Consider the following 12,980-nt stretch of genomic DNA (forward strand, 5'->3'; position numbering starts at 1 on the left):
GGCTGCCGCCCCTACGGGGCAACAGCCTGTTACATGCCTATCCCCCAAGAAAAGTGTTCATTCTTATCAAGCAATAATGGTCTACTTTAGTTTAGCAGTTACAGCTTCACTATTTTATCTTCATTTTTTTTAATTTTATCTGTTTCTTTTTCTATAGCTTCTCTTGCACTTTCTTCTGTTTTTTCAAGGGATTCTAATTCTGTATTTTTAACTCCTAATTGAAAGTCTTCGACTAATTTAAATACTTCATGGTATCTTAATTCTCTTTTTGCATTTTCCTGATTTTCTACAAAATTATTAGCAAAATCATTATTCTTTTCTACCAATGCTGCATATTCTTTTGAAATATCATTAAAACTACTTGGGATTTCTAAATCTAGTTTATCTCTTTGCTCAAATAAATGTTTTTGCTTATCATCTAAACTATCCTCTAAATTTTGGAAAAAAGTTAACTGTTTGACCTTTAAATCTGCTAAATCCTTTTCTAGCTTATTAACAGATTCAATAAAATTGGGATAAAAATCATTTTTAATGATATTTAAATCTGTCAACATATTTATTTGTTGAGAAACTAATTCTTTTCCTTTTATAATTCTTTCGCTTAAACCTTTAACCTCATCAGCTGAAAAATAGCTTTTTAAAGCATGCAGTCTTTCTCCTGAAACCTTATTGCCACAAAAAGCACAATTATCATCTTCACTATGAATTTCCAAACCTGTCTGGGCGAAAGTTAACTTCTCAGAATCATTTTGTAATTCTTCAATTATAATCTTAGACTCAACTTTTGCATTTAAAATCTCGTTTACTGAATCTAAATACTTATCTAAACCTAGTGTGGGAAAAAACATTTCTTTAGCAAATTTCTTCTCTGACTTTAAAGTATTTTCAAATTTTTCTATTGCACCTTTATCTAAATATTTACTTTTAGCTATTTCCCCTTTAAAAACATTTCTATTATAACTCCTTGCATTATTTACTAGTTTATTATCCTTAGAAATTTGTCTTGCGGAATCTGTGTAAAATTTAATGATTTCATTTTCCTTTTTCTTTTTTTCATTAAGTGCATTTTGATGTTCTGAATAAAGGTTTTCGGTTTTATCGTCTTCCGGCTGAGAAATAGTTAATTTTATTTTTTCAATTTCTGAATTGATGTTTAAGATATCTTTATCTATCTCATTAACTTGTTTATTAACGGATTTGTTTTCTTCACCCAAAATCACTGCATTTAATCTATCATCTTCTCCTAATACCGATTCAAAACCTTGAAAGATTCTGACATCAAAATCTGTAACTTTTGTGTCTTTAATTAAATTGGAGATAGTAGACTTTCCTGTACCATTCTTACCAAAAATAAAATTGATATCCTTGTCTAAAGCCAAATTATCATCTTTAAACAGAATAGAGCTAGCCAAATCCAAGTGCATATTATGACCCCTTTTCCATAGTTCTATAGTTGTATTTAATTATAGCAAATTTTTCTTTGTATTAAAGTAAACATGAGAACTTGGATGAAGGTGTTAGAAATTCTTATGACAAGAGACGCTTCAATTGAAACGCCTCTTGTAGAAGATACCAAATATTTATAGAGATAACTCTAAATAGTGATCTGCATTCATTGCATTGAAATTGCATTTTTTAAATTTTATTTGTTAGGTTATAGTTATTCATATTTCTTGAAAAACCTTTAAAATCAATGTTTTCGTTCGATACCCTGAACCCTTAAAGTAGAGTGGGAATAAGAATACAACTTAATTTGAAGAGGGAACACCGATTTATAAGGATTTAACCTTGTTAAAAATGGATAAAATGATTTAAATAAAGATAGTTCCCTGTCAAAATCCCGCCAAAGGAAAAGGCAGGGAAGGAGAGCTACTGTATGAAAGCAGTGGCTCTTTTTTTGTTGATAAAGTCAATGAAATGGACGAATAGAAAGCATTTTATGTTTTAGTACGTAAAAATTAGAGTTAACTTGTTCATCCCCCTTTCTTTTAATGACTGGACTATAAAAGGTAGCAATTGAAAAGAAATCAAAGCGTTATTTATGCTTTAATATAGAAAGTAGGCATGGTCATAAGGTTATTGAATATCATGCATGTGAGATATTTTTAAAAATTTCTAGAGAAAGGTTGAGTAGGATGAGAAAGATTGTCTTATCAATGGTCATGTCATTAGATGGATTTGTTGCAGGTGAAGACGGGGATAGCTCTTGGCATGTGATGGATGAGGAAATGCACGATTTTATGGATGACTTTTTGGATTCTGTAGATACACTACTTTATGGAAGAGTTGCCTATGAGATGATGCTCCAGCATTGGCCTTCTGCTGAATTTGATAAAAAAAGTACGGAAAAAAATCGTTCTTTTGCTAGAAAAATGAATAAGATGAAAAAAGTTGTTTTCTCTCGAACGTTGGAAAAGGTGGAATGGAATGCAAGATTGGTTAAAGGAAATTTGGCTTTTGAAGTGGAAAAACTGAAGGACCAACCCGGCAAAAAAATAGCACTACTTGCAGGCGCAAGCATTGCACAAACCTTTATCCAACATGACTTAATTGATGAGTATCGACTTATACTGAATCCTGTTTTAATTGGAAAAGGACAACGGTTATTCAATGATGTTAATCAAAAACTTGAATTAATTGAATCACGAACGTTTCAGTGCGGGAATGTACTCTTAGTTTACAAATGAATACTCCCACCACTATCCCATTGGTCTTGCCTTTGGGACTACTTTTATTTTAGAATGATTGCTGTCGGTCGAAGCAACATCTAAGCACAAGCAAACAGTTCTTTGAATGCTTTTCGAATCATTTTCATCATAATATTCCCGGCTCTATTGACATCGGCGTTCGCGATGACTCCATTCTTTGATTGATAAAGCCCAAGTTTCATTCTCTTAACTGAAAATGATGGGTTCGAACCCTTTTTACCATATAAGGGCATTTCGTCCTGATCAAGGAAACCGTCAATTCACCTCCCACCTACAATTCCACTGAATGTTTGAGGATGGAGTCATCTTGGCTGAAATGATAGAAACTTACTTTTTGTGAGAACTTTTTCTTTGCCAAGGATTGCTTTTAGCATCATTCGTACTTTTTTCCTGATATTCGGAATCAATTTGAAGCATATTTTTGAACACTAAAATAGACACCTCATTTTGAAATGCCTATCTATTCCATATTCAATTTTCACAATGGAAGTATCTATTATTGTTCTTCACTTTTCTAGGATATTTCATCGTATCAAGACTCATCCAAAAGTAGTAAATTAGTGGTAAAATGGAGTATTTCATCCTTGAATAGCTTTTGTAGATCCAGTGTTTATACCAATAATCTGGTTTTTACACTTTATTATATAAAAAAAGGAGTAGGAGGGGAACGGCTAGGAAATTCACTCATAAGATTGTTCCCTATAATTTATGCCGTTAAATGTTCCTTTTCTCGCGCAACGTTATACGCTTAAAGCGCCAGTTTGTCGGCTATAACCATATTATTTGCCTTCATATTCGAAATTGACAATAACCAATGAATTTTAATGCTATACGTTTTAAGGTACTATTTCACCTCGTAGTACAGCTTGTATTCAATGTTATCATATGTCCTAAACGCCATTTCAATAGAATCAATTAACTTTTCAAGGTTACATTCAACAACTGATAAATAATATATATGCCTAAATAAGCACCGGCAATTAAGAAAAAGGGATTGAGGAAAATGGCATGGATATTTGTCATAAATACGGTTTTATCTTTAATAATTTGATAAATGGAGACAGAAACAATATTTCCAAAGACAAGCGTTGATACAAGGGTAATAAGATTAAAAATGAAATGCAATTTATCCCATTTTTTTCGCAGGAAGTACATTGCAAGTGGAATCAATATACTTATTAATACAAGGAAAACGTTCATAAAAACACCCCTATTTTTCCATGGTATTGTCAAAAGTTTTTAATAAAAATTAGTCAAAGCATTGATATGAAAGGGACTGTTAACAAAAAAATATCCCCCTCCTTAAATATAGGAAGTCATACAAGTTTTTTCAGTGAGACTTTACTTGGAGCCACAAGCATGATAAACTGTAAAGCCTTACGCAACAAGGATTAGCTACGTTCTTGCGTAGTAATTCATGCTTGTAGAGACTTCATGTCAAGCCTTCACATTTCTTTTAACACTACCTTCCCCAGTTTATTAGTATTACCATTTTGTTTCATATCATTCTAAATGAAATCCTTTCGTCATAAAATATACGCCTTGAGGGATGATTAATATTAAATGAAGAAAGATAGTGAGAAAATGGACATCAATCAAACATATAGGCCAGGCGAAGTTATGTATATCCTCAAGCTTAGAATGTTGCCCAAGCCCAACAAGCAGCAGTTTTTGGAAATCCAGATAACCCCAATGAATTGGCTGTTTTTTTCCGGGGAGTTCTATGGTTAAACTTTTTATTTCTCAACTTGTTTATGTGGAACCTAAAGCACTAGAATACCCACTTGGGAAAGAATTTGTATCTAAATTTGAAAAGATAGGGATTAACCAGAAAAATAACATCACATAATCAAATCCGTAATTTACCTGGTGAAAACCATTCCCAAAAATATTGTACGGCTAAATCAACTCTTGTTATCAGAATTCGAAAAACCTTAAAATTCGGTACATCTAAGCCATCAGCAGAATATACTATTCCCTTTGCAACAGGTTGTATTGGTCATTGTCATTTTGGTTATATACAAACAATGATGAGCAGCAAGCCATGTGACATATGTTAACGAGATTTTTGAGGCAGCAGAATTTTATATGGAGGAGAGGGCTCTTGAATTTACAAAATTTGAAGCCTTCTGTACATCATATATTGTTGGTATAGATCATTTAACTCTTACGCTTAAACGAGCAATTTAATATTTTGGTAATTCGAAGTATGGCAAGCATCGTTTTGTAACCAAGTTTGCGTATGTGTACCATCTTCTCGATGCCAAACATAATGGCAGGACATATTTTCGATTCAGTATCAATAATAATTTCATTATTAAGTTTATTGATCCTGGTAAATCTAGACTGAACGAGCGCGTTGAAGCAGGAGTGAAAGTCGCAGAACAGGAAGATATCAAAGATACAATTGGGGGCTATATTCATCATTATTTTCTTGAATCAAGAATTGAATATTTTACATGAACATCAATAAAAGATAGTTAATATATAACTAAGTGTTTAGCATAACTCATGGGTATCTTTTATTTAAATATGTTAATACTAGTTATCAAAAAAGGGAGTGAAAATATGCTGAAATTACAGACTGATATTGAAGGCAAAAAGGTATATTTTGGTGAAGTGCGTAATGTATTTGATGCTAATGGATTTACCTTCTGCAGTAATTTTGAATACACCCACGGAAAGTTTGATATGAATTTATGCCGAGAAGGTGGAGAAACAATTTACATAAGAGTCCCCTTTAACGTTTTGCATGGAGAACTGGATCGCCCAAATGCATATATTCAATTTGGACAACCATATGTCATCAAACATGTTGTGAATATAGGACTGGATTGGGATGAAAATTCTTTATTAACGGCAACAGGATTTAATCAATTCCAGAATCCTGTAGATAAAGATGGTAACATATTGGATAAAAGCAGATGGGAAGAAGCTGGTGAGCAAATGGTTCATCGTGTTGTTAGTTCATTGAATGACATGCAAGTTTCCTGATGTTGCTTTTACACAGTGTTATCATCATTAAATAAGGAGCGATTAAATGTGAGTCAATATAAAAAAGTATTGAGAAAATACTTAATGACAGTCATACCGGTACAATGGCAACAGTAAAAAATAACAAAACTCATTCTAGATATATGATCTTTTTGACCCGCATGCGACAAAAAATTGATCCATCCAACTAAAGGATTAGAACCTATTAACCGCAGTGTCATTTACTTGCTCTTTACCGCCGTGCCAATTCTTAGTGAATGCTGGAAGGGAACCGACCCCGCCAGCAGAGCATAGAATTGATTGTCCAGGGTACGCTATTGATGCGGATAGAGCCATAAAAGGTTTGTTTTTTGCTATCCGCTATAAATTTCACTACCAGGGACACAAACAAGTTCAAGGGGGATGGAGTTAAGACTACACTGGGTGCACTTATGGCAGAAGCGGGTCAAAAAGATGGCACACCTGAGTCTCCTTCATGGCAATACTCAATCTAGCTAAAACCAAGTATCAATATACATTAAATGATATTCTGATATGACCCAAAAGCTTCTTGAAATTGATAATTAATACGCTCCAAATCACACATTAAAACACAACCATTGTTTTTCTTTGTTTAACACACCCCAGTTTTCCATGAGGAAAAAGCACATAATACTCAATCTTAACCTCTTATAGACTTTGATAGCATTTAATATTTTTTTATATGTTAAATATTATAGTTTGAACAATCATTATTATGCTCTTTATTACTCGTTTTTGCCGGCATTATATTTCCAATAATCTCATCACCATTCGTATTATAGGTAGAATCATTGCTGTATTACTTCATGATTTCAATTTATTCACTATCTGTTGTTTATACTATCCAAAATTAATGGAACAAAATAAAACACCCCATGATATGATACTCGAACAAGTGCATTTACTGATACTTTTCTATTCAGAGAAGGTCTATCTTAGTTATGAAAACTACCCAAAATCATAAAATCCACAACAATCCCGCTCACTGGATTTTCCGAACCCAATACACTTATGCCTAGAACGGTTACACCACTAATATTTGTAACATTGGCCGAAACATATTTTCCCGTAATGTTCTTCTCACGCATTTGCACTCTTGGTCTTGCATTTATCGTAGCATTTGTTGAATATACGCTCGATACCGCATAATCAATCGTATCTAATAATGGATTTCCATCTGCTAATCCATTGTCTGTGAAATAAAGTGTAGCTATCCCATTTGCATTTGACGTAGCCTGTCCATAAACCATTCGTTTTGCTTTTTGCGGGTTTTGCTCTCCTGCCTCATATATTTGAATAGCTGTCGGACCCAATGTAAAGAATTCAATACTCATAACTAATCCCCCTCGTATTCTTTAATGGAAATTAAAAAGCATGACAGTATAATGTATTCAAACTTCCAAAAAAGTGCGGTAATCTAAACAGACCTTTTCTTATATGAGGTATTTATGATGAAAATAGATAAATTTCTTTGTGCCCTGCCAGTATCTGGCGGGCACAAAGGAGTACTTATATTCTAGGTGTCAAATGTCCCTGAGGATGTTGCTGCGAAATTAACAACTTGCAGGATAACAGTTTGGTTTGCTGGAATGGACCCTCCGCCAGCAGGAACAGCAATGTCTAATGAGCCAGTCCCTGTAGCACCTGGTGTATATGTTGATATGCCTTGCATTTGCTCAACACCGTTAATTTCCACAGTGAAATAACTATTATCTTCTGCAAGTTCTGGAAGTGTCGTTACCGCTTCACCATCATCCCCCAGGAAACTTGCAGCATCAATAGATAAGGTACTTCCTGCTGCTGTATCTTCTGTTGTGATGTAAAAGAATTTTGCGGACTCAGGATTAACATCTGTGTCAATTGTACCGCTAATAGCGATTTTCATTAATTGAAGTGCCATATTCATTTTCACCTCCATTTTATATCAACCACATTTTATTCTATGAAGAGGAGTTGGAAATGCTTGGTCAGACGAATTAGTTCGTATTGAAAGTTAACAAAATGCCCCATTAAAAAAGGCATATTTATTACATAGCCAGGTAATATTATCCTTTAACCGTGACAAACAGAAGCGTAATTGGGGCATCCTTTGGAGGGAGGTCACTGGACTCTAAGTGAAGAATACCTTCCTCGACAGTGTAAATGGACGGGGGTTGCAACACTCCATTGACAAATAAATTAAGAGTGGAAACATTGTCCGGATCAAGTATATCACTGCTTCCATATTGCTTTAATGCATCTTTATTCGTATAAACCTTTTTCCCTTCTTCGGCAAGGGTAAGGTATTGGACCGTCTCCACTCCTATGGGGGTTGGTGTATATTCAGGGGATATATTGACTGTAATGGATGGATTAAATATAGGATTAAAGGTATTTGTATTGGATGTGTTATTTTTATTTCCCTCATGAATTTTTTTGCGCTCTTTACTGCAATGATGGCAGTGGCAATTTGAACAAGAATCCCTGCCGCGTAGCTTTCTACTATGATAATAGCTTTCATTCAACGGTATTTCACCCCCTCCTACGTGAAATTTTGATGTGTTGTTTTATATCTTATTTAAAAAGAAGGTGATTTGACTGTGCAGCTGGCTGTATTTGGCAAGTAAAAATGTATGTCCCTTGCTGTCCCGAATTATTGCTGTATGAATGATTCTTTGTAACGGAAACTTTCACGGTTAAAAAAGGAGTAAATGTGAATGATGAATAAGCCGGCCAATCACCGCTTCAGTTAATATTGGATCTCCTAAAACATGATTCCATTGCCCAAATGGAAGGTTAGTAGTAATCACCAATCTTTTATTTTCACAACACATAGAGATTACCTGAAACAATAACTCTGCACCTTCTTTAAGGAGAGGAATGTCTAATATAAGTAAATCCAGTCTATCAAGCTGTTTAATCAGCCTAGAGAGCTCGCCAGAAATAACTATAAAACATTATGCGTATTAATGGAGTAGAAATGATGAGCCACTTGCTGAAAAAATGCCAGTGAATATTCAGTTTAATCTTTCTAAGGAAACTTATGTGGATTTCAATGGAAATCAATACATTAAGATGGAATTGGTTCTTTGCCAAAAACCTGCCATAGAGAAAAATTTAGCTGAAAATAGTGATGGCAAGGGTTCTAGGTAGCTCACCGACAATTGAGTGAGAATAATTCACTAGTATGATTTGAAGTGAAAACGTTAATTTGGCAGTATTTTAGGGAGACATAAAATGGAAGAAATGATTAAAAATCAATAGATTCCCCGCCAAAATCCCGCAAAAGGAATAGGCAGGGAAGTAGGGTTACTGTATAAAAGCGTGGCTCTTTTTTTGATGATAAAGTCAATGAAGTGGACGAATAGACAGCTTTTTAAGTTTTAATACGTGAAAAATTAGAGTTATTATTAAAATATCTTAACAACCTTAGGTAGAGAATGTTCTCCGCCAGAAGGTCGTTTTTTCTTTTTAAAAACCAAAATTCCATTAAAGTATTTCACCTCTTTATTCAAATATATACTTGAATGAAATTCGTGAATAAGATACTATATATTCAAATGAGTATTTGAATGAAGGTGGAGTGATTACTTTGGTTAAAAAAGATATGTGTGAAGTGTATTGTTATGACGAGGAAAAAGTCAATCGTATACAAGAAGAATTACAAAGAGAAGACTTATCTCATGTTTCTCAATTGTTCAAAGTACTTGCAGATGAAAATAGAACAAAAATTTCTTATGCCTTATGTATAGACGATGAGTTGTGTGTATGTGACATTGCGAATATCATAGGCTCTTCTGTGGCAACTGCCTCCCACCACTTGCGGACACTGCATAAACAAAAAATTGTGAAGTACCGAAAAGAAGGAAAACTTGCTTTTTATTCATTGGACGATGAACATATTAAGCAATTAATTTCGATTACATTAATCCATCAGAAAGAAGAAAAAGCAAATGTCTGAATCACTAACTAAACAAGATGTAAAAGCATATCGTGTTCAAGGATTTAGTTGCGCCGGGTGTGCAAAAACTTTTGAAAATAATGTCAAGAAAATACAAGGGGTGGAAGACGCCGAAGTTAATTTTGGAGCTTCAAAAGTATATGTAAAGGGACAAATAACCATTGAAGAGCTTGAAAAAGCAGGATCCTTTGAAAATTTAAAGGTTCGAGATGAAAAAGAACAAAAGGTAGATCATGAACCTTTTTGGAAACAAAAAGAAAATATAAAGGTTTATATTTCAGCCATATTGCTTTTGGTTAGCTGGTTTTTAGGAAAACAATTAGGAGAAGAAAATTTTTTACCAACAATCGGGTATGCACTGTCTATTTTAATTGGCGGTTACACGCTTTTTATTAAAGGGCTTAGAAATCTGAGTAGATTACAATTTGATATGAATACGCTTATGACCATTGCGATTATCGGTGCAGCTATTATTGGCGAATGGATGGAAGGTGCGACGGTTGTTATCCTGTTCGCTATCAGTGAAGCATTGGAACGCTATTCCATGGATAAAGCCCGTCAATCGATTGAATCGTTAATGGATATCGCACCAAAAGAAGCATTAATCCGTCGGGGAAATCAAGAAATGAGTATCCATGTAGATGACATTGAAATTGACGATATGATGATTGTAAAGCCTGGTCAGAAATTAGCGATGGATGGTACTGTTCTCAAAGGAACTTCCACCTTAAATCAAGCTGCTATTACAGGTGAAAGTGTTCCTGTTACGAAAACAGTAGATGATGAAGTATTTGCTGGAACATTAAATGAAGAAGGCTTACTTGAAATTAGCGTAACCAAACGAGTGGAAGATACTACACTTTCAAAAATCATTCATCTTGTAGAAGAAGCACAAGCAGAGCGTGCACCCTCTCAAGCATTTGTCGATAAATTTGCTAAATATTATACACCAGCTATTGTTATTTTAGCTATATTAATAGCTGTTATTCCTCCTTTATTTATTGGTGGAGATTGGAATACATGGGTTTATCAAGGCCTGGCTGCACTCGTAGTTGGTTGTCCTTGTGCTCTTGTCGTTTCTACTCCAGTAGCTGTAGTTACTGCCATAGGGAATGCAGCAAAAAATGGGGTATTGATTAAAGGCGGTGTCTATTTAGAAGAGACTGGAAACCTTAAAGTTATCGCTTTTGATAAAACAGGAACACTTACAAGAGGGGTTCCTACTGTCACAGATGTTGTAACGTATAGCCGAAGTGAAGACGAATTAATCACCATTACCGCAGCAATTGAAAAAGGATCACAACACCCTCTCGCTTCCGCTATTATAAGAAAGGCGGAAGAAAAAGGTTTATATTACAATGATATAGCTATGGAAGAATTTCAATCCATTACAGGAAAAGGCATTAAAGCTAAGATAAATCATGAAACATATTATGTAGGAAGTCCAAGTCTTTTTGAAGAGCTGCATAACCAAATAGAAAATGACCAAAAAGAAAAGATTACCTCTTTACAAACAGCTGGAAAAACAGTCATGGTGTTAGGAACAGAAACAGAGATTCTTGCATTCATTGCTGTCGCAGATGAAATAAGAGAATCATCTAAAGAGGTTATCAGCCAATTAAATCATCTTGGAGTCGAAACAGTCATGCTAACAGGTGATAATCAACGAACTGCACATGCGATTGGACAACAAGTTGGGGTTGTAGATGTCGAAGCTGGTTTATTGCCAGAAGATAAGTTGACCTTTATTAAAGAACTTCGAGAAAAACATCAACAAGTAGCCATGGTTGGTGATGGTGTGAATGACGCTCCAGCACTGGCTGCTTCTACGGTCGGAGTAGCTATGGGCGGTGCAGGAACTGATACAGCACTAGAAACAGCAGATATTGCTCTTATGTCAGATGAATTGAATAAGTTACCATATACCGTTCAATTAAGCCGGAAAGTATTGATGATTATCAAGCAGAATATTACCTTCTCTTTAGGAATTAAAGCTGTTGCTTTACTATTAGTTGTTCCTGGTTGGTTAACCTTATGGATAGCGATATTTGCAGATATGGGAGCGACCTTGCTTGTGACATTAAACAGTTTACGATTATTGAGAATTAAGAAATGAGTTATTCCATGACATATGACGTTATCATAATCGGCGGTGGGCAAGCTGGTTTAGCTTTGGGGTTTTCCAAAATAATCCTAATTTTCGGTTTTTGCTGTTTTAAGCCATAAAAAAATCCTTTATAATGAATTGGTCAGGTGAATTTCTGTCCAAATCCAATATAAAGGAAACGCTTATGGACAAGAATACACGAAAAAATGCATTTGGTAAATGGATTGCACCAATAANACAAGTACATGAAACAGAAGGACTACAAGCTCTAAGCGATGCGCTTTTGGATGGTGATTTTCAGAAAGCGAGTGGAATAGAAAGCATTAGTGCTTCCCAGCTTTCACGCAAAAATAATGAAGTCAATCCTTCTATCTTAGCGACCCTGTTTTTAGATTTGGTTTACCAGATAAAAAGCTATGAAAACAAAGCTGTTAAAGGACTTCCTTTAAAGATTATTGATTCCAGTACATTGCCCCTTAACCTCACCCGTTATAAGTGGGCAAAATTCCGAAAAACAAAAGCAGGAGTCAAGTTACACTTGCGATTGGTTTTCATGGACAAGGATACGGTTTATCCGGAAAAAGCTATGATAACACCAGCGAAGGAACATGACCGTAATCAATTGGAAGTACTGGTGGATGACAAAGAAGCCATGTATGTCTTTGATCGTGGCTATATGGATTACGAGCGCTTTGACCGGATGACAGACGATGGTTACTTTTTCGTCTCCAGACTCAAGAAAAATTCTGTCACACGGAAGGTATACGCTTTTTCTGTTCCTCCTGATTCCAACGTGCTGTCCGACCAGATGGTTTATATCGGATCCACGCAAAAACATTGTGAAAATGTGTTTCGCCTCCTCGAAGTAATGGATACAAAAGGAAATCCATTACGATTAATTATCAATCGGTTTGATTTAGAACCGGAGGAAATATGCAACATTTATCGAACACGTTGGGCGATTGAACTTTTTTTCAAATGGTTGAAGCAGCACATCAAAATCAAGCATTTTTATGGGATGAGTGAAACAGCTTTACAAAACCAAATCTATCTAGCACTGATCACCTATTGTTTACATGTACTCATTCAATTAGAAACACAGAGCGAGAAGAAATTACTTCGTATCGTTCGCTGGCTAAAGGCAGCTTTATGGAAACCAGCTTATCTGTGGCTGCGTCGTTTTGAAAAGAGAACCGTCCCTTGATAAAGA

10 protein-coding genes and 2 pseudogenes are annotated in these 12,980 nt (G+C 34.9%); 6 read left to right on the top strand and 6 right to left on the bottom strand.

What is annotated here, in order from left to right; translation table 11 throughout:
• Positions 1–98: 98 nt before the first annotated feature.
• Positions 99–1,424: an AAA family ATPase gene (locus tag ACFO3P_RS09495; protein ID WP_379542374.1), complete on the bottom strand. Its 1,326-nt coding sequence runs from the start codon at positions 1,422–1,424 to the stop codon at positions 99–101.
• A 711-nt stretch (positions 1,425–2,135) separates the two neighbouring features.
• On the opposite strand from ACFO3P_RS09495, the gene ACFO3P_RS09500 reads away from it, so the two are divergent.
• Positions 2,136–2,687, top strand: coding sequence for a dihydrofolate reductase family protein (locus ACFO3P_RS09500; protein ID WP_193063139.1), 552 nt, complete (start codon positions 2,136–2,138; stop codon positions 2,685–2,687).
• Between the two features lie 936 nt (positions 2,688–3,623).
• Here the strand turns inward: ACFO3P_RS09500 and ACFO3P_RS09505 are convergent.
• Positions 3,624–3,908 (bottom strand): transposase, encoded by a 285-nt coding sequence (locus tag ACFO3P_RS09505; RefSeq protein WP_193063141.1) that lies wholly within the window; start codon positions 3,906–3,908, stop codon positions 3,624–3,626.
• A gap of 523 nt (positions 3,909–4,431) precedes the next feature.
• Between ACFO3P_RS09505 and ACFO3P_RS09510 the strand changes: the two are divergent.
• Positions 4,432–5,093, top strand: a pseudogene (locus ACFO3P_RS09510) (spore photoproduct lyase family protein); the annotation flags it as partial.
• A 183-nt stretch (positions 5,094–5,276) separates the two neighbouring features.
• Positions 5,277–5,702 carry a YugN family protein gene (locus ACFO3P_RS09515; protein ID WP_193063145.1) on the top strand — a complete coding sequence of 142 codons (426 nt, stop codon included), beginning with the start codon at positions 5,277–5,279 and terminating at the stop codon, positions 5,700–5,702.
• Between the two features lie 956 nt (positions 5,703–6,658).
• Here ACFO3P_RS09515 and ACFO3P_RS09520 read toward each other — a convergent pair.
• The 4 genes and pseudogenes from ACFO3P_RS09520 to ACFO3P_RS09535 all read right to left on the bottom strand — a co-directional run.
• Positions 6,659–7,057, bottom strand: a complete 399-nt coding sequence (locus ACFO3P_RS09520; protein WP_256705934.1) for a hypothetical protein — start codon at positions 7,055–7,057, stop codon at positions 6,659–6,661.
• A 182-nt stretch (positions 7,058–7,239) separates the two neighbouring features.
• Positions 7,240–7,623 (bottom strand): DUF4183 domain-containing protein, encoded by a 384-nt coding sequence (locus ACFO3P_RS09525; protein ID WP_042536064.1) that lies wholly within the window; start codon positions 7,621–7,623, stop codon positions 7,240–7,242.
• A gap of 145 nt (positions 7,624–7,768) precedes the next feature.
• Positions 7,769–8,227, bottom strand: a complete 459-nt coding sequence (locus ACFO3P_RS09530) for a DUF4183 domain-containing protein (RefSeq protein WP_175297041.1) — start codon at positions 8,225–8,227, stop codon at positions 7,769–7,771.
• Positions 8,228–8,355: 128 nt separating this feature from the next.
• A pseudogene (locus ACFO3P_RS09535) lies at positions 8,356–8,641 on the bottom strand (ATP-binding protein); the annotation flags it as partial.
• Positions 8,642–9,294: 653 nt separating this feature from the next.
• On the opposite strand from ACFO3P_RS09535, the gene ACFO3P_RS09540 reads away from it, so the two are divergent.
• The 3 genes from ACFO3P_RS09540 to ACFO3P_RS09550 all read left to right on the top strand — a co-directional run bounded on the left by ACFO3P_RS09540 (position 9,295) and on the right by ACFO3P_RS09550 (position 12,974).
• A complete protein-coding gene (locus ACFO3P_RS09540; RefSeq protein ID WP_042532685.1) occupies positions 9,295–9,663 on the top strand; it encodes an ArsR/SmtB family transcription factor in 369 nt (122 codons plus the stop codon).
• The gene (locus tag ACFO3P_RS09545; protein WP_379542376.1) at positions 9,656–11,779 is read left to right on the top strand and encodes a heavy metal translocating P-type ATPase; all 2,124 of its coding nucleotides are present in this window, start codon (positions 9,656–9,658) and stop codon (positions 11,777–11,779) included. Before ACFO3P_RS09540 ends, ACFO3P_RS09545 begins: the two co-directional genes overlap by 8 nt.
• A 175-nt stretch (positions 11,780–11,954) precedes the next feature.
• The gene (locus ACFO3P_RS09550) at positions 11,955–12,974 is read left to right on the top strand and encodes an IS4 family transposase (protein ID WP_379542377.1); all 1,020 of its coding nucleotides are present in this window, start codon (positions 11,955–11,957) and stop codon (positions 12,972–12,974) included.
• The last annotated feature ends 6 nt before the right edge of the window (positions 12,975–12,980 follow it).

Origin of the sequence: Oceanobacillus aidingensis (genome assembly GCF_042654105.1) — a bacterium.
Lineage (GTDB): Bacteria > Bacillota > Bacilli > Bacillales > Amphibacillaceae > Oceanobacillus > Oceanobacillus oncorhynchi.

Bases quoted from the DNA above. Each gene is read 5' to 3' on its own strand.
- ACFO3P_RS09495 (WP_379542374.1), bottom strand. From the start codon at position 1,424: ATGCACTTGGATTTGGCTAGCTCTATTCTGTTTAAAGATGATAATTTG.
- ACFO3P_RS09500 (WP_193063139.1), top strand. From the start codon at position 2,136: ATGAGAAAGATTGTCTTATCAATGGTCATGTCATTAGATGGATTTGTT.
- ACFO3P_RS09505 (WP_193063141.1), bottom strand. From the start codon at position 3,908: ATGAACGTTTTCCTTGTATTAATAAGTATATTGATTCCACTTGCAATG.
- ACFO3P_RS09515 (WP_193063145.1), top strand. From the start codon at position 5,277: ATGCTGAAATTACAGACTGATATTGAAGGCAAAAAGGTATATTTTGGT.
- ACFO3P_RS09520 (WP_256705934.1), bottom strand. From the start codon at position 7,057: ATGAGTATTGAATTCTTTACATTGGGTCCGACAGCTATTCAAATATAT.
- ACFO3P_RS09525 (WP_042536064.1), bottom strand. From the start codon at position 7,623: ATGGCACTTCAATTAATGAAAATCGCTATTAGCGGTACAATTGACACA.
- ACFO3P_RS09545 (WP_379542376.1), top strand. From the start codon at position 9,656: ATGTCTGAATCACTAACTAAACAAGATGTAAAAGCATATCGTGTTCAA.